Source organism: Leptospira vanthielii serovar Holland str. Waz Holland = ATCC 700522 (assembly GCF_000332455.1).
Taxonomy (GTDB): domain Bacteria; phylum Spirochaetota; class Leptospiria; order Leptospirales; family Leptospiraceae; genus Leptospira_A; species Leptospira_A vanthielii.
The window spans coordinates 194,776-211,724 of the sequence record NZ_AOGY02000042.1 but is presented as its reverse complement, the minus strand read 5'-3'; the positions used below and the strand labels follow the sequence as shown (position 1 = coordinate 211,724).

The following is a 16,949-nucleotide window of genomic DNA, read 5'->3' as shown; positions in this document are numbered from 1 at the left end:
AAACAGTCTCTGGCCGGAACCTGGCAGGAGCTATGGCAAAAATACAATTTTTGCAATTACCTGTACCTCCACCATCCTACTATGCTGCCACTGGAAATGTTCCTTTAGCAGCTGCTAGTTTGGCAAGTTGCCTAGAATCCAAAGAAGATCCAATCCTTGGACTGAGTCCCTATGTGGTTTCCCCAGAAGATACAGATTCTTTGGGAGACCGGGAGCTCATTGACCACATCACGAAAGAAGGTCCCGATTTTTTAGGACTCTCGCTCTATTTGTGGAATACCGAACGTAGCCTTTTTATCGCAAAAGAAGTTAAAAAACGAAATCCAGACACAACCATTCTTATCGGTGGGCCCGAGGTAAACGAAGACAATCCTTTTGTTCTTGGAGAAGGGGGGTATGACATTGCGGTATCGGGCGAAGCAGAACATAGTTTTCGTAATCTGATGCGCACCTTACTCTCTAAGTCTTCTTTGGAAGGTTTGGAAAATGTAGCGTATCGAAAGGAAAATGGAACACTCACATCCTTTGGAAAACAAACAGCAGCAGACTTCCCTTTGACAGACTTTCCTTCTCCTTATACAACGGGACATTTACAAGTGGATCCCAAACGTTCTACGTATTTAGAAACCGTGCGGGGATGTAAGTCACAGTGTACGTATTGTTTTTATCCTAAATCTTCCCAGAACCTCCGCACCCTAGACATTCCAGAAACCATCAAACTCATTTCGAACTTAAAAGAAAAGGGCGCTCGGGAGCTCGTATTTTTAGATCCCACCTTCAATCATAGACCGGGTTTTGAAAATTTTTTAGATGCGGTTGCGGAAGTAAATTCTGATGGTAGAATGTCCATGTTTGCCGAATTACGTTCGGAAGGTGTGACTCCGAAAATAGCAACTAAACTTCGTAAGGCGGGTTTCACTCGTGTAGAACTTGGGCTCCAATCGGTAAATGAAGAAACACTGAAACGTGTGAAACGTTACGGCAGTCCTCACAAAGTAGCGGAAGTGGCCAAGATGCTTGCGGGTGAGGGAATGGAGTTACTTCTCGATCTCATCATTGGACTCCCTGGTGACAAACCAGAGGACGTCGAACGGGGAATCCATTTTTTTTTGGAACATGGCTTGGGGGAATGGGTGCAGGCCTTTCCTTTGTCCGTTCTTCCGGGTACTGCCATGCGTAAGGATGCCGAAAAAGAAGGGCTTTCCTTTATGCCAACACCTCCTTACCGCATCCTCCAAACTCCGACTTTTAGTCAGCGCGATTTGACAGAGTCCTTGTTCTTTGCAGAAGACTTACTCGAAAGGCGTCTGGATGAATTTCCACGACCATTTTTATGTGCTGCCTTACCTAAAAAAAACGATCGTTTTGATTTGGTTTTAACGGGTTCGAACCAGTCCACTCCTGATGTAGATCCAATTTGGGAAAGACATTGGGCTAATATGTCAGGGAGTCGTCATCACAGTGTATGGTTTCATACGGAGGATCTTTCTAATGACCTCACTCGCATCCTGACTCTGATTCATGAACGTATTACCGCAGAGCCCTTTTGTACGATTGATTTTGTTATCCCTTTGGTCTTTCTTCCAAAACCTAAAGAGATCGAACAACTTGTATCCCTTTTCGAAACCCAAAGAAATTCCTATCTTTCGCGTACATTGGCTCACAGAGGAGAGAACCTCCAACACCGTTTGGTTTTTGTTTTCGATGGGAACCATCGGGAACTAAAAAATTGGCGAGATGAGGAATTGGATTCCACTTCCTTTTTAATTTACGAAAAAATCCCTACGAATAGAATCCGAAATTTAGATCCATCCAAAGAAGCCTTCTACTTAATCGAAGGGGAAGAAGTGGATGGAACGGACTTTGTTTTTCTAAAAGAAAAAATGGATCCAGAAGCCATTACCTTTTCTTCCAGAAAATTAGAAGAGAAGTGGTCCGTGGAAGTTCTCGGTTACGGCGAACTTTAGTTTACGATTTGTTATTTTGTTTGCGGAAAAATTCTACGTTTTCTAAAAATCTTTTTTTCTCACCAGTCCGAGAAGAGTGACCGGCAATCGCAAGACCTACAGTTAGGTGGCCTTCTTCGTTTCTGGTAATGGTTTTGATCGTTCCAAACGCAGTGAGGGGAGACTGCATTTTAAAGAAAATATCAAACTGGAATCCCGAAAGTTTAGGAAGGCTTTTGATTAAGTCGGGATGGTCTACGATTACCTTCAGACCCCCTTCCGAAATATCGATCATCGGAAATTTTCCATCGGATTTGATCATATTCGAATTGCGGATTCGGTCCACCATTTCGAAACAAATTGTTTTCATCTCCATTGCTTTGAGTAAATCAAAGGTTTCTGTTTTACTTTGCATTTGGATATAACCGATTGGAATGGACTCTTCATCATCGTTTAGATAGAGAATGGGAAGGATGAGTTCTGATTTGATTTTTTGGTTTCGTTTGTTATTGATTTCTTTATCTATATCTTCTTCGATTTCTTCTGAAAATACCAGAAAGTCTTCGTTAGGTGATGTTTCGTAACATTTCCTATCTGTGGCATCTTCCAATAACAGGCCTTTTTTTGTTTTTTTGATTTGGCGGATGATTTCTGAATCTTCGCTAGAGTTAAAAGTGGCAATTTTGATAAAATCGACTGTGTCTTTTAGTTTAGTTTCATAGTCCTGAAAGTTCACTTTCACGGCAGTGGGTATGTGGAACATGTCCGTTTCGATTTTTGCCTTACTGGAAACCACATTGGTGATCCATGCAGCCCCTGGCGGAACAGGGATTCTCGAACTTTCCCTATCTTTTTTGGCAATGGCAATTTTGTCTAAATGAAGAACGTATTGAGATTCCGCCTTTTCTTGTTCGACGGTGCATTCCAGATGGAGGTATCTACCTAAAATTTTATAGAGAGTCACTTTCTGGCCCACGGATAGGGTCAAGGGGGGACGTACGTTGATTAGGACTTTGTTCCCATCCGCAGAAACTTTTTTTAGAAAACAACTTTCCCCGGAATGGATATTGTCTTTTAGACTTAATTCTTGGTTTAATAAAAATTTCGTCAAAACATGGAGCTTTTTTTCTGTGTCGGAAAAAACGTCCAAAGATCGCTTACTTCTTTCTAGGGTTTCCATAAAAGGTCGTATTACTTATTATTATCGGACGAAATTCTCCTGAAATTCTCTTGCAAGGAGAGTTTTCTTACCTAAAGTAGAAAAAGGAAGGATAATTATGTCAAATCACCCCCTACCAGGATCGGAGCTTCTCGACGGAGTCAATGGACAAGAGCTCTTCTCGGTCAACATGGGACTCACTTACCGCGACTTTTTAGTATTACCCGGTTTTATAGACTTTAACCCTAGTGATGTAGAACTAGAAACCAAACTTTCCAAAAATATTTCACTCAAAAGGCCACTGATGAGTTCGCCCATGGACACAGTCACTGAGTCAGAGATGGCGATTGCACAAGCGCTTATGGGTGGAATCGGAATTATACATTATAACAACAGTATTGATGAACAGGTGGACCTTGTTCGCAAAGTAAAACGATATGAAAATGGATTCATTAAGGATCCCATCCTTCTCTCACCTGAACATACGGTTGCTGATTTAGATGCAGTTAAAGAAAAATATGGATTCAGTGGAATTCCAATTACTGAAAACGGAACTGCCGGATCTAAGTTAGTTGGTATTGTTACCAACCGCGATGTGGATTTTGAAAAAGATCGTAATACCAAACTAGGTAAGGTGATGACTACGGAACTAATCACCGCAAATGTTGGGATTAGTTTACTAGAAGCAAACGATATTTTAAGAACTAGTAAAAAGGGAAAACTTCCCATTGTAGACAAACAAGGGAAACTAGTCGCACTTATTTGCCGTAGTGACCTGAAAAAAAATAAAGAATTTCCTCAATCTTCAAAAGATGACCAAAAACGCCTTAGAGTGGGGGCAGCTCTTTCCACCTTACCTGAGTCACGCGAACGAATGGCCGCCCTTGCCGGTGTTGGAGTTGATGTCATCATCATCGATTCAGCACAAGGAAACTCTAGTTACCAAATGGAAATGATTCAATGGATTAAATCAAATTTTCCAAATATTGATGTCATCGGTGGAAACGTGGTTACAAAAGCACAAGCGGCAAACCTAATCGCTGCGGGTGCAGATGGACTTCGGATTGGAATGGGTCCCGGATCCATTTGTATCACACAAGATACAATGGCCGTCGGTCGTGCCCAGGCCACAGCCGTATTCAAAACTGCCGAGTATGCACAGGCACATGGAGTTCCCGTGATTGCCGATGGAGGGATTTCCAATATTGGAGATATTGCCAATGCTCTTGCGATTGGTGCTTCCATGTGTATGATGGGTTCTATGTTTGCAGGAACAAAAGAAGCGCCGGGTGAGTATTTTTATGAAAATGGAATTCGTCTAAAGAAATATAGAGGAATGGCAAGTTTAGAAGCAATGAGTAAGGGTGGAGATAAACGATATTTCTCTGAATCACAAAAGATCAAAGTAGCACAAGGTGTTTCTGGATATGTTGTGGATAAGGGTTCTGTTCTCAATCTCATTCCCTATTTGGTGCAAGGGCTAAGACAAAGTTTTCAAGATATGGGATTTCGAAACATCCAAGACATACATAAAGCTTTGCGGGAAGGAAAACTTCGTTTTGAACGAAGGACAGAATCGGCCCAAGCACAAGGTAGTGTTCACGGATTGTATTCTTATACAAAACCTTCTATGCGCGCGGAATAAAAGTCATACATGCGGAAAATTTGGATTCTATTACTTTTTATTAGTTTTTTTTCGATAAAGGCACAAGGGTCACCTGATACCAGTTTGTCGGCACAGGAACTTTTAGCAAGACTTGACCGAGAAATGGATTTTGGGAAGGGTCTTGTTAAAGGGACTTACGTCCTCATTCGTAGAAATGGAACTTCGGAAACTTGGAAAATTAATCGGTTTTTCAATGGAGAAGATGCTCTGCTTCTTTTCGACAGAAAAGGTAGAGGATTAGAATCCAAACTTTTAACCAAAGACGAAGGGGAAAATGTATTTTTCTTCAATGTTCTCAGTGCTAAACTCTTTCGAAAAACAGATGATGAAAAGTATGAAGCACTGATGGGGACTGGATTTTTTTATGTAGATCTTTCTGGGTATTCCTATCAGGCCAACTACAATCCACTCGTGAATGCGGACTTAGAAATTGGTGGAGAAGTATACTACCGAGTTTCTCTAAAACCCATCCTTCCATACTTTTATAAAAAATTAGTTTTACTTGTTGGTAAAAAAGATCTAAAACCTTACCGCGTCGACTTTCATGATCGGGATGGAATTTTATTCAAAACCTTGAACTTAAAATACGGCCCCGTAAAAGTAAAAGAAACGTCTGGAAAGGTAGAAGAAATTCAAAAAGCTTCTCGGCTCGAGATGTTAGATTTGAATACAGGTAGTATCACGGTTTGGGAAATTCAAGAAGTGGATAAATCAGTGAACCCTGATGCTTCTTTGTTTGCAGTTGATAACTTAAGTCGTTAAATCCTTGTTAGAGCCTGGACTCATTCTCTTTCGCACGGGATTTTCACCAAAATCTACAATCGTTCTTTCGCCGGAAGAATTGGCTCACCTTCGGGCCTTACGACTGAGTAAGGAAGAAACAACCATCCAAATTCGAGATGGAGTTGGTGGTCTTTATGACTACCAGTTCTCCCCTCATTTAAAAGAATTAAAATTTTTAAACGAAACTCATATCCCAAGGAAAACTGAACGTAAAACGGTAGCCATTGCCCTTCCTAAAGGGAACCGGTTTGATTTTTTTTTACAGAAGGTAACAGAGATTGGTCTTGATGCGGTAGTGTTTCTTGTTTTTCGCCATTCCATTCGCAAAGAATTCAACTTGGATCGTGCTGAAAAAATAGTCAAAGAAGCGGCCGCCCAGTCCAAACAAACGGAACTACTGACTCTATCGATTGAGTCGGCGAATGATTGGATGAATTCACATAAAGATAGTTTGGTGGTCTTCCATCCGAATGGGTCAGAGGTTTTTCAAACCAACCAATTGATTAATAAGATTCCTGTGATTGGACCCGAAGGGGGATTTCATACCGATGAGGAAGAATGGATGGAAAAAAATCAGATCCCTAGGCTCACACTTCCCGGTGGGGTGCTCCGTACGGAAACAGCAGGCATTGTTGCCGCCAGTTTCCTTGTGTATGGAACTTAAATATTAGAGAGAAAACTTTTGTTTACTATTTGTTAGTAAGTAAAAGTAAAGTTGTCGAAAGGTTACAATTGGTAGAACAAGCGCTAAAACAAGCGGATGCTGCCGGGTAATTCACCCCAGTCACGTCTGGATACTTGGCAGCACAGTCTGCATTACAAGCGTCTAAACTTCCTCCCGTACAACTAATTAGGAAAGTAAACAGGTTTCTTTCCAGGGTTTTGTCTTGTCTTTTTTGACAAGATGTAGAGAAGATCATGACAAAACACAATACAACCAAAACTAACAAACGATTCATATTCCTAAACTCCGTTCTCCCTGCATTTCGTCAATCGGTTCGTAAAAATCTTGACCCTTGTGACTTTTCCTATGCATTGGATGAGATCCTATTATGTCAGACGGTCCTAAAAAGGTTTTAGAAAAAAAAGCGCACGGAGAATTTGAATTCACCGCCTATGGGGAATTTTTGTCCTACTTTCACGCCCATATTGATATTTTCAAAAAACTCCTCAAAACTCGCAAAATGGATCCCGCCAAAGTAGAAGAGGTCGCAAAACAGATCAAATCCTACATGACAGGGAATATCAAAAAGACCGATCAGTTTTTTGAACACCTACCTCAATTCGCAACCATGTTAGGTGTTCCGCAAAGTGAAGTTTCCACTTATTTAAATTCTAATTTTATCGAAGTTCTGAATAAAGTACAAGAAAAACTAAAGGTCCAGGAGTTAGACAAACTCACCAATGCACCTGCTCCTAGTTTTTCCTCTGTAGCAGAAGAAATCGTAGAACGATTGCAAGTCACTCACCCCGCAGATTTTGTGTTTGTACAAAAAGGGATATTGACCGTCCTGGAAAACCCACTTACGGGAGAGATCATTGAACCCAAAGGTCTTATGGCAGAATCTGCGAAAGCTGCCCTCGCAATTCCTTCCAGTGCAGAATCAGAAAAAGAACCTGTTTCACTTACCGATGCTTTGGCCGTTGCCAATGCACCTCCTGTAGCCGTTGCCAAAAAACAATCCCTCATTCCCGACAGAGATAAATCCATTCTGTTGGAAATTGTAGAGAACTTCGCTGAGTCTCTCACTGGTGAGGTCTTAGAAGTAAGAATAGGTCCAGACCCCAAAGACAATCCCCTCCCAGAACCAACTTCAAAAAATGCACCCTCCACCTCTTCGGAAGAATACGAAATTGAAGATTTGGAATTTGATGATTCTGATTCTTCTGCGGGTGGATCCAATGTTTCCAATACTGAGGATGATGACTTTTCCCAGGACATTGATGTTGATTTTGAAGAACCTGAACTTGAAACGCCGATAGATCCCAATCTGGTGCGATTAGAATCTTTTAGTGTAAAAGAATTTATGGACCTTGTGCAGACCATCACAGGATACCAAACGAAAGCTGACCAGGTGGGATACCAGAACTGGTTACGTGGTCTTTCTGAATTTGAAAAGGCAGTGGTTTCTTTACGCACCCAAGTTCTCAAAGAACAAAAAAATGAACCTGTTGATTGGAATTCTTTATTTCAAATGATGAGTTCCAAATCCGATTTAAGCCGTGAGGTTTTAGTAGGGATTGTTAAAAAATTAAAAAACTTTCAAATCGTCAAACTTACGTTAGATCGTATGATTCAGGAATTTAAAAAAGGAAGTCCTGAATTTATGCAAATGGTAAAGATGGCTTGGCCTCATATCCAAAAAGCATTTTTCGAAGTTCCCAACTACAACCAAGTACAAACAACTTTGAAAGGAATTTTGTCTCGAGTGAATGATGAAAACCATAAGAGAGATTTTTCTAAGATTTTCACTATGGCGCTCAATTTTATCCAATCCAAGTTTCAGGTATAGCGAATGTTAGAGGGGAGATTCTCTCTTCGATTCTTTAATGTTTCTCTCAAAATTGGAATTTCCCTAATTCTATTTTCCTATCCCATTTTTTTGATTCATCCAGAATCAAATTCTAAAGTCATTGTGGATCCCTTATTACAAAAACCTTGGATTCCCGACGCAGAAGAGGAGGAGAATCGCAGTTTTCATCGATTCCTTTCTGAATTCAAAAACAAACAATCTACGGTAAAAAAAAAAGATGCACACGGCCGGAACTATTTAGTCTCTCCTTCTGGACTGATGCGTTTTCTTATCGATGATGAATACTACAAAGAATTTCCAGTAGAGGACGAAGCCGATATTGCTGCCAAAGAACTAGAGGCATTGTATGCGGTTCGTAAAGAAAAAGAAGCGGTATTTCTTGGAAAAGGGATCCATCTCTGTTACCGATTGAAGTTAGAAACCGAACCTGGTTTTTTTCCGAATTGGCTTGTTCGTTCCAATGAAATTACCAACAAGGCAGCCAACGAATGGTCAGACCAAACCATCCCTTTAGATTTGGTGAGTGAACCTTTTGGGTGTTATGTTGGTAAATCAAAATCAAAAGACCAACTGGTTTTAGAGTCCGAATCCTTTCGTTATCGAATTCGTTTTTCCTCCAAACTTCGTTATGAGGGATTATTTGGAAATCGACTGGGAATTTATGGCGAAAACAGAGATTCTATTTATCGGATGGTACGTTTTGTACAGTTTCTATCTAATTATTTGCCTGCGGGCCAAACGGAATGGGATGAGGCCTTAAAACTACAAACTTCTGGTAAAAAAAAGAAAAATCTTCCAAAAATCATTTTGTCCATCGGATCTAGCTTTGATAAAACTAGGCCACTGCGTGATTCCAAAAATTATTACCGATTTTGGGACTCTATGCGTTCTCTTACACCCACCCAAATTCGAAAACTTGGTTTTAAAAGAACAGAATCGAAATCTGAATATTTGAGTGAGTGGACGGAGGTAGATGAAATTGGAAATACAGTTGAAATGGAAATGAAAGAGTATTATCTTTATAATGCGCCTCGTGGTTATTTTCTTTCCTTATCGTATCCCAAAAGGGAAAAGGAAACAGCAGACCTCTATTGGCAAACCATTCGCAGTTCATTTGAAGTAAAGGAGTAATGGATGTTTGTTGGTTTCGTTGAAAATCAAAGTCGGAAAAAACCGGAACCTAACGAAGAACCCGCTTCTTCTTTTTTTATCTTTTGGACGGGACTTTCTCTTATTTTGGGATTTGGAATTTTTTTACTGCCCTTTGGGGCTTTCTTTGCGCTTTCTATTTCTGTTTGGGCGGTCCTTATTTTATTTTTACCTATTTTGTTTTTAGGAATCCAACTTTCTCGGAAAACCGGTCTCAAAATTCTATTAGCTGTTTTTTTATCCTTACTTGCAGGAGGAAATTCTGTTTTGTTTTTGGGAGATTCTATTGGTTATAGTTTGGGGATCACTGCAAAAATGGAAGTCCTTCCCGAAGAAGTTTTCCTTAACCTTAACTATCGTTATTTGTTTCTTCGAGATTTTTATTTGGATGATACTGATGCCGGAGAGTTTCGTTCACCGCTTCTCGTTCGGCGTAGGTCAGGCGGCTCTGTGTATGGACCTGTGATTCGATTCCAATACAAAAGAATTCGTTCAGTCTCTGGTAAGGAAATTAAACCTTCGTTATATGCCATTTGTTACTCTAAAGAGGATACAAAATGTCACCTTTCTAGTTTGTTTTCGGGTGGAGTTGTCTTACGAGATCCCATTTGGGATGGGGAGGAGTTACCCTTAGCCAAAAACTCAGTGTTTCTTGTATGGCGAGGGTCCCTGGATTCTGAATTTTTTACTAAAGGGATTTTTTCTTTTCTGTTTTTTATCTTTCTTGTTATGCTATGGGCTCTTATCGTTTATTTTCCGACTGGGCAGGAGTAATATTTCTTAATCATTTCTTAATGACTTAATCTTATCCCTTAAGCCACTCACCCTTTACCTTAAGTGTATTTCATGAGAGAATTTACTTATGGTTGAGTTACTCTATTTTCCCTTTTTTGTTGGGCTACTGATACTAGTTTCACCCTTTGTCGGCTACTATATGGCTTTTGTATTGAATGCAAAAGTTTTACCCTTGGAATCTACATTCCGTCGGTTTTTATATTCAGGCGAACCTCCTTCTCAAACTCCAAAACAATATCTAAACAGTATGGTAGTGTTTCATCTTTTTGGAGGTGGGATTTTATTTTTAATCCTAAGATACCAAAATTTTTTACCAATGAATTCACTCGGTATTCCGGGAATGGATTGGGATTTAGCACTAAATACAACAATTTCCTTTGTTACAAATACCAATTGGCAAGCCTATTCTGGTGAAAGCCAACTCAGTACTTTTTCACAGATGGTGGGACTCACCCCGCAGAATTTTCTCAGTGCTGGCGTTGGAATATCTATATTAACGTTTGTCAGTCGGTCCATTGTAGCTTCTTCGGCACTTAAGTTTGGAAATTTTTGGCAGGATTTGTTTCGTTCTACTTTTTATATACTTCTTCCCATTTCGTTCTTTGTCGCCATTCTCCTCGTGGGTCAAGGTGTCATTCAATCGTTTCAGGAACCAATACAAACTTTGGGATTTGATGGACAACCGCAGACCATTCCTATGGGACCTGCTGCGTCGCAAATTGCGATCAAACAAATCGGAACTAATGGAGGAGGTTTTTTTGGTGTGAATAGCGCCCATCCATTTGAAAATCCAACTCCCATATCCAATTTCATTCAAATGTTTTCGATTCTCTTTTTGCCAGCTTCTTGCGTATTTTTATACGGCAAAATCACAAATTCATTTCGCCATGCTTGGGTAATTTTCTTTGTGATGTTGGCTTTTTTTATACTAGGTTTTGTTGGTGTTTTCTATTCAGAATGGAGCCACCCCGGTTTTTGGGAAGGCAAAGAAACCAGATTTACCTTAACAGAATCCACCCTTTGGTTATCGTCTACAACAGCTGCATCCAATGGGTCTGTTAATTCCATGCACGATAGTTATTCTCCACTAGCGGGAGGGGTTGCCATTTTTCAAATGATGTTAGGTGAGATTATCTTTGGCGGAGTGGGAACAGGTATGTATGGAATGTTTTTATTTCTCATACTCACAGTGTTTTTATCGGGACTCATGACCGGTCGCACACCTGAATATTTTGGCAAAAAAATTGGAAGTTATGAAATCAAATGGACTCTTTTTGGAATCCTTGCTCCTACAATTTGTATATTAGTCGGAACAACGATGACTATTTTTTTAGAATCGGGTTATAACGCAAAAGGTCCACATGCCTTATCTCAAATTTTGTATGCCTATAGTTCGGCTGCAGGTAATAACGGTTCCGCTTTTGCAGGGTTTTCCGCTGACACCATCTGGGGAAATTTGTCTCTCGGGTTCTCAATGTTAGTCGGACGTTTTAGTGTGATTTATGCAGTGGTTTTAGTTGCGGGGAGTTTAGGCGGAAAAGTCACAACCAAATCTACCGATGGAAACTTTAAATTGGATACATTGTTATTTGGAATATTAGTTTTCAGTGTGATTTTAATTGTTTGTGGTCTATCTTTTTTTCCAGTTTTAGCTCTAGGTCCCATCTTGGAACAGCTACTCATCGGGAAGGGAATTTTCTTTTAAGAGGAACGTATGATAAATTCAAAAAATATGATATCTAAAGAGCTTTTGAGTGTTTCTTTCTGGAATGCAATGCAAAAGTTTTCTCCCAAAAATGCATTTTCGAATCCCGTAATGGCCACGGTTTGGATAGGTACTTTAATTCTATTTTTACAAATTCTATACTATTTAGGATCGGGGATTCCATTTCATAACGAACTTCCCATCTTCTTTTGGTTAGTTTTAACTTTGTTTTTTGCAAACTTCGCAGAGAGCGTAGCCGAAGGTAGAGGTAAGGCGAGGGCCGATAGTTTACGAAAGTCAAGATCCTCAACGATATCAAAAAAAGTAGAATCGGTGGGAGATAAAAACTTTATCGAAGTTCCTTCGAACGAATTAAAAATCAACGATATTGTTTTTGTGGAAGCAGGGTTTACAATTCCTGGTGATGGGGAAGTGATTTCTGGCATTGCCAGTGTGGATGAATCTGCGGTGACAGGAGAGTCTGCTCCGGTGATTCGAGAGAGTGGTGGAGATAGGTCTGCTGTCACGGGAGGAACCCGAGTGATTTCTGATCATTTGTATATTAAAATTACAACGAAACCTGGGGAAAGTTTTATTGATAAGATGATTAGTATGATTGAAGGAGCCTCAAGGCAAAAAACTCCCAATGAAGTCGCGCTCGGTATTGTTCTTTTTGCTTTAACTCTACTTTTCTTTTTGGGTGTATTATCTTTAATTCCCGTCGCCAACTTTGTAGGAAATCAATTAGGACAAAATTGGAATTTTCATTTCTCTGTATGGCTCGCATTATTTGTATGTTTGATCCCAACAACAATTGCTGCCCTTCTTAGTGCCATTGGAATCTCTGGAATGGAAAGGTTAATTCGATACAATGTCATAGCCAAAAGTGGAAAAGCAGTGGAGGCAGCAGGCGACATCCATGTTTTATTATTGGATAAAACTGGCACTATCACATTAGGAAATCGCGAAGCCCATAAATTCTATCCTTCCGAGGGTATTACGGAAGAAGAGTTGGCAGATGCCGCCCAACTTTCTTCACTTTCTGACGAAACTCCTGAAGGAAGATCTATCGTCGTTCTCGCCAAACAACGATTTGCGATTCGCGAAAGAAACTTAAAATCATTAGAAGTGAGTTGGATTCCATTTTCCGCATCCACTCGGATGAGTGGAGTGGAGATATCCGAAAATGGTAAACAAATTCGTAACATTCGAAAGGGTGCCATCGATGCGATCCGAAAACATATCGAATCGTTAGGTGGAACTGTTCCGCAAACCATGTTAATGATATCGGATGAAGTTTCAAGAAAGGGAAGTACTCCCATTCTTGTTTCCGAAGGAAATCAATTGTTGGGTATCATTGAGTTGAAAGATATCGTGAAAGGAGGACTCAAAGAACGATTTGCCTACTTGAGAAGGATGGGAATTCGAACGGTGATGATCACTGGTGATAACCCTCTCACTGCGGCAGCCATTGCAGCGGAAGCTGGGGTGGATGATTTTATCGCAGAAGCCACTCCTGAGGCAAAACTAAAACGAATTCGAGAAGAACAAGCTAACGGTTATTTGGTTGCCATGATTGGTGACGGAACCAATGATGCACCGGCCCTCGCACAGTCCGATGTGGGTGTGGCAATGAATACCGGAACACAAACGGCAAGGGAAGCCGGTAATATGATTGATTTGGATAGTAATCCAAGTAAACTCATTGAAATTGTAGAAATTGGAAAACAACTCTTAATGACAAGGGGGGCACTCACTACATTTAGTATTGCTAACGACATAGCAAAATATTTTGCTATCCTTCCTGCTTTGTTTTTACCGTTAGCTCCGTTAAACATCATGCAGCTTTCCAACCCTGACAATGCGATCCTATCTGCTGTGATCTTCAATGCCCTTGTGATCCCGGCTCTCATTCCTTTGTCACTTCGTGGTGTGAAATATGTGCCTAAATCACCAGACCAAGCTTTGCTTAGGAATTTTATTATCTATGGAGGTGGAGGAATGATATTTCCTTTTTTCGGAATTAAACTCATCGACTTAATTTTATCTGGAGGTTTTTTATGAAATCGAATGAAACAGCAAACCAATGGGAAATTACAATTCGATTTGGATTTTTATCCTTAATTTTTTTGGGTTTTCTGTATCCGTTAACAATCTCTGGATTGGCGAAATCGTTTTTTCCGTTTGAAGCAAATGGTAGTTTGTCTGTCGTGGAAGGGAAAGTAGTTGGCTCGGAACTTTTAGCGCAAAAAGTATTATCAAAATCGTTGTTTCGCTACCGTCCGAGTGCTGCGAGTTATGCGACAATACCAAGTGGGGCTTCTAATTTAAGTCCTTCTAGTCTAGATTTAAGGAACTTAGTAGAAGATAGAAAACATGAATTGGAAACCGCGGGGATCAGTATAGAAGAATGTTTGGAGTTGGTTTATGCATCTGCTTCTGGGTTAGACCCGCATATAACAGCACGTTGTGCTTATGAACAGGCCAAATCTATCGAAAAGAAAGTAAAGATTCCCCTGAATCAAATAAATGAATTGATCCTGAAACATACAGAGTATCCACTTTTTGGTTTTATCGGACGCGAACGAGTCAATGTCACAAAATTAAATCTATCTTGGAGTCAAATGATTCATGAATGAAGGAAAACGTCCAGAGGACTTTCTCTCAATAGCCAACCAAGAAGAACCAAAGAAAAAAGGCATCCTGAAAGTTTATTTTGGGATGTCTCCTGGTGTTGGTAAAACCTATGCTATGTTAACGGAAGCTCATCATTTAAAAGAAGAAGGAGAGGACATACGGGTTGGTATAGTCGAAAGTCACGGAAGAGCAGATACCAAAGCATTGGTTGACGATCTTCCGTGGATACCGCTGAAAAAAATTGAATATCGGGGAAAAGTATGGGAGGAAATGGATGTCGAGAGTATCCTAAAAGAGAGACCAAGTTATGTGTTAGTTGATGAATTGGCTCATACTAATATTCCGGGATCAGTGAACAAAAAAAGATACCAAGATATTTTTTCATTACTCGATGCTGGGATTCATGTGCTTTCGACCGTGAATGTCCAACATTTAGAGAGCCAGGTGGATTCTGTCGAAAAAATCATTCAAAGCCCTGTAAAGGAAACTATCCCCGACAGTATTTTGGAACGTGCCGATGAACTAGTATTAATTGACATTATTCCTGATGAATTATTGAAAAGATTGTCTGAAGGAAAGGTGTATATTCCAGAAAAAGTTGATTCTGCGAAGGAAAATTTTTTCCGTAAAGAGAATTTAACGTACCTTCGGGAATTGTCTCTTTCTTACACGGCAAAATATGTAGAAAAAAGAATGCCCCAAGGAAGAGAACGGATTATGGTCGCCATCTCTGCGAGCCCCCATTCGAAAACGCTCCTTCGAAATGCAAAAAGATTGGCCTTGGAGAGAAACTCCGAATTGTTTGCGGTGTTTTCAGAAAATGAAGAGGATAGAAATTTGGATTCCGCCAATTCGATTCGATCGCATATTCGTTTTGCAAAAGAACTAGGTGCAGAAGTAGTCCACTCCTTCGAATCAGATCCTGTGGTAGGAATTTTGGCGGCAGTTCAGGATAAACGTATCCATCGTTTGGTGATCGGAGGATCTAAAAAACGTTTTTTCTCAAGTTTATTCCAAAAAAACATATCTGCAAAGATTATAAAACAACTTAGAGATGTTGAAATTATCATTGTTCCTTTTTCAGATGAAAGATCGTTTCACTTTGACTTTTATAAAAAATTAATTCCTTCTTCTGGAATTCGGCAATACGCAGCTATTTTTGCTCTGACATCACTTGTTACCTTATGTAATCAATTTCTACTAGCTTACATCGGGTATTGGACTATTTCGATTTTGTATTTGTTTTATGTAGCTGTACTTGGAATGTTTTTTAGCCGGGGCCCTGTGTTGCTTGCGGCAATTTTATCGGCCTCCTTTTGGAACTTTTTATTTATACCACCTCTTTATACATTCTATATTTCTAAATTAGAAGATGCATTGATGTTTGTGATCTTTATGTTGATTGCACTGATCAATGGAGGCCTAACCGCAAGACTTAAAAAAAATGAATCGAAACTTAGATCGCGAGAAGAGAAACTCTCGATTCTCTATGAGCTCACCCAGAATTTATCCAAGACATCCTCTGCTGCCGAAATTATTAAAACAGGAGATTCTTTTTTTAAACGAATTTTTCCTTTTCCAGTAAATCTTCACTTTTATCAAGGCGGTGAATTCACTCCTAGTATTCCTGATTCTAAGGATTTAGCTGTAGCCTCTTGGACTATTAAAAATGGAAAACCAGCAGGTATGTATACGGATACTTTGTCTTTATCAAATACAACTTTCTATCCACTTCTATCACCTGGTGGGATCACGGGAGTGATCAATGTGAAACCGATTCAAGAACCTAGTTTGGAACAGGAAATCCTTCTAAATACAGTTGCTAACCAAGTGGCCTTGGCACTGGATCGAGATACTTTGTCAGAGGATTCGAGAAAGAATTTTTTGTTAAAAGAATCGGAAAAATTATACAATCTTGTTTTTAATTCTTTGTCGCATGAACTAAAAACTCCACTAACTTCGATTAGAGGATCTGCTTCCGCATTACTTGATCCCGAAATTGACGCAGATCCTGTGGCAAGAAAGGATTTACTGGAAGAAATTCAGGAAAGTTCTCTTGTTCTCAATTTACTACTTGGAAATTTATTGGATATCAGTCGGATCGAATCGGGATATTTAACTTTAAAGAAAGAAAAGGTTTATCCTTCGGATATCATTCAAGATTCGATTTCCTATTTGGGAAAAAACAAAACGAATCATTCGATAAAAATTAATTTGAATGATTGTGATTTTCCCATTGAACTTGATCGGGTTCTATTTTCACATGCGATTTTTAATCTTTTGTATAATGCGTGTTTGTATACTCCGGCAGGTACGACGATTTGGATTACATTACAAAAATCTGGGGATAAGGTTCAATGGACAGTGGAGGATAACGGAAATGGTCTTCCGGTAGATTCCTCTCGTATCTTTCAGAAATTTTATAGGGGAGAATCCTCTGGAAAAATTGGTACAGGACTTGGTCTTGCCATTTCTAAGTCGATCATTGAATTACACGGCGGAACCATCGAAGCGATGAATCGGAAAGAAGGAGGGGCGAGCTTTATCATTGACATACCTTATGATGCATAGTATA

Annotated in this window: 13 protein-coding genes; 11 read left to right on the top strand and 2 right to left on the bottom strand. The window is 39.8% G+C overall.

All coding sequences use genetic code 11. The annotated features are described in order from the left end of the window. Positions 1 to 32: 32 nt before the first annotated feature. Positions 33 to 1,967 carry a B12-binding domain-containing radical SAM protein gene (locus LEP1GSC199_RS10000; protein WP_039926502.1) on the top strand — a complete coding sequence of 645 codons (1,935 nt, stop codon included), beginning with the start codon at positions 33 to 35 and terminating at the stop codon, positions 1,965 to 1,967. A gap of 1 nt (position 1,968) precedes the next feature. Here LEP1GSC199_RS10000 and LEP1GSC199_RS09995 read toward each other — a convergent pair whose 3' ends face one another. Continuing rightward, positions 1,969 to 3,126 carry a DUF1577 domain-containing protein gene (locus tag LEP1GSC199_RS09995; RefSeq protein WP_039926499.1) on the bottom strand — a complete coding sequence of 386 codons (1,158 nt, stop codon included), beginning with the start codon at positions 3,124 to 3,126 and terminating at the stop codon, positions 1,969 to 1,971. Positions 3,127 to 3,223: 97 nt separating this feature from the next. Here LEP1GSC199_RS09995 and guaB point away from each other — a divergent pair, with 97 nt between their 5' ends. Genes guaB through LEP1GSC199_RS09980 form a run of 3 tightly spaced genes read left to right on the top strand, consistent with a single transcriptional unit; the run spans position 3,224 to position 6,218 of the window. After that, a complete protein-coding gene (gene guaB, locus LEP1GSC199_RS09990; protein ID WP_002981664.1) occupies positions 3,224 to 4,750 on the top strand; it encodes an IMP dehydrogenase in 1,527 nt (508 codons plus the stop codon). 9 nt (positions 4,751 to 4,759) lie between these two features. Next, positions 4,760 to 5,533, top strand: a complete 774-nt coding sequence (locus LEP1GSC199_RS09985) for an outer membrane lipoprotein-sorting protein (protein WP_002981639.1) — start codon at positions 4,760 to 4,762, stop codon at positions 5,531 to 5,533. Between the two features lie 4 nt (positions 5,534 to 5,537). Then, positions 5,538 to 6,218, top strand: a complete 681-nt coding sequence (locus LEP1GSC199_RS09980; RefSeq protein ID WP_002981267.1) for a 16S rRNA (uracil(1498)-N(3))-methyltransferase — start codon at positions 5,538 to 5,540, stop codon at positions 6,216 to 6,218. Between the two features lie 25 nt (positions 6,219 to 6,243). Here LEP1GSC199_RS09980 and LEP1GSC199_RS09975 read toward each other — a convergent pair whose 3' ends face one another. Beyond that, positions 6,244 to 6,513: a hypothetical protein gene (locus tag LEP1GSC199_RS09975; RefSeq protein WP_039926497.1), complete on the bottom strand. Its 270-nt coding sequence runs from the start codon at positions 6,511 to 6,513 to the stop codon at positions 6,244 to 6,246. Between the two features lie 93 nt (positions 6,514 to 6,606). On the opposite strand from LEP1GSC199_RS09975, the gene LEP1GSC199_RS09970 reads away from it, so the two are divergent. The 7 genes from LEP1GSC199_RS09970 (at position 6,607) to LEP1GSC199_RS09940 (ending at position 16,945) form a co-directional block, all read left to right on the top strand. Beyond that, on the top strand, positions 6,607 to 8,067 hold the full coding sequence (locus LEP1GSC199_RS09970) for a hypothetical protein (protein WP_002981651.1): 1,461 nt from the start codon (positions 6,607 to 6,609) through the stop codon (positions 8,065 to 8,067). A 3-nt stretch (positions 8,068 to 8,070) separates the two neighbouring features. Further along, positions 8,071 to 9,219, top strand: coding sequence for an LIC10775 family protein (locus tag LEP1GSC199_RS09965; protein WP_002981413.1), 1,149 nt, complete (start codon positions 8,071 to 8,073; stop codon positions 9,217 to 9,219). A 3-nt stretch (positions 9,220 to 9,222) separates the two neighbouring features. Next, positions 9,223 to 10,011: a hypothetical protein gene (locus LEP1GSC199_RS09960; RefSeq protein WP_002981557.1), complete on the top strand. Its 789-nt coding sequence runs from the start codon at positions 9,223 to 9,225 to the stop codon at positions 10,009 to 10,011. An 88-nt stretch (positions 10,012 to 10,099) separates the two neighbouring features. Beyond that, a complete protein-coding gene (gene kdpA, locus LEP1GSC199_RS09955) occupies positions 10,100 to 11,737 on the top strand; it encodes a potassium-transporting ATPase subunit KdpA (protein WP_002981323.1) in 1,638 nt (545 codons plus the stop codon). A 9-nt stretch (positions 11,738 to 11,746) separates the two neighbouring features. Further along, positions 11,747 to 13,801: a potassium-transporting ATPase subunit KdpB gene (gene kdpB, locus LEP1GSC199_RS09950; protein WP_002981460.1), complete on the top strand. Its 2,055-nt coding sequence runs from the start codon at positions 11,747 to 11,749 to the stop codon at positions 13,799 to 13,801. Next, on the top strand, positions 13,798 to 14,376 hold the full coding sequence (locus LEP1GSC199_RS09945) for a potassium-transporting ATPase subunit C (RefSeq protein ID WP_002981268.1): 579 nt from the start codon (positions 13,798 to 13,800) through the stop codon (positions 14,374 to 14,376). The genes kdpB and LEP1GSC199_RS09945 overlap by 4 nt, the downstream gene beginning before the upstream one ends. Beyond that, a complete protein-coding gene (locus tag LEP1GSC199_RS09940) occupies positions 14,369 to 16,945 on the top strand; it encodes a sensor histidine kinase (RefSeq protein WP_002981192.1) in 2,577 nt (858 codons plus the stop codon). Before LEP1GSC199_RS09945 ends, LEP1GSC199_RS09940 begins: the two co-directional genes overlap by 8 nt. The last annotated feature ends 4 nt before the right edge of the window (positions 16,946 to 16,949 follow it).

Excerpts from the sequence above, each read along its gene's own strand:
- LEP1GSC199_RS10000 (WP_039926502.1), top strand. The coding sequence starts at position 33 with ATGGCAAAAATACAATTTTTGCAATTACCTGTACCTCCACCATCCTAC.
- LEP1GSC199_RS09995 (WP_039926499.1), bottom strand. The coding sequence starts at position 3,126 with ATGGAAACCCTAGAAAGAAGTAAGCGATCTTTGGACGTTTTTTCCGAC.
- guaB (WP_002981664.1), top strand. The coding sequence starts at position 3,224 with ATGTCAAATCACCCCCTACCAGGATCGGAGCTTCTCGACGGAGTCAAT.
- LEP1GSC199_RS09985 (WP_002981639.1), top strand. The coding sequence starts at position 4,760 with ATGCGGAAAATTTGGATTCTATTACTTTTTATTAGTTTTTTTTCGATA.
- LEP1GSC199_RS09975 (WP_039926497.1), bottom strand. The coding sequence starts at position 6,513 with ATGAATCGTTTGTTAGTTTTGGTTGTATTGTGTTTTGTCATGATCTTC.
- LEP1GSC199_RS09970 (WP_002981651.1), top strand. The coding sequence starts at position 6,607 with ATGTCAGACGGTCCTAAAAAGGTTTTAGAAAAAAAAGCGCACGGAGAA.
- LEP1GSC199_RS09965 (WP_002981413.1), top strand. The coding sequence starts at position 8,071 with ATGTTAGAGGGGAGATTCTCTCTTCGATTCTTTAATGTTTCTCTCAAA.
- LEP1GSC199_RS09960 (WP_002981557.1), top strand. The coding sequence starts at position 9,223 with ATGTTTGTTGGTTTCGTTGAAAATCAAAGTCGGAAAAAACCGGAACCT.
- kdpA (WP_002981323.1), top strand. The coding sequence starts at position 10,100 with ATGGTTGAGTTACTCTATTTTCCCTTTTTTGTTGGGCTACTGATACTA.
- kdpB (WP_002981460.1), top strand. The coding sequence starts at position 11,747 with ATGATAAATTCAAAAAATATGATATCTAAAGAGCTTTTGAGTGTTTCT.
- LEP1GSC199_RS09945 (WP_002981268.1), top strand. The coding sequence starts at position 13,798 with ATGAAATCGAATGAAACAGCAAACCAATGGGAAATTACAATTCGATTT.
- LEP1GSC199_RS09940 (WP_002981192.1), top strand. The coding sequence starts at position 14,369 with ATGAATGAAGGAAAACGTCCAGAGGACTTTCTCTCAATAGCCAACCAA.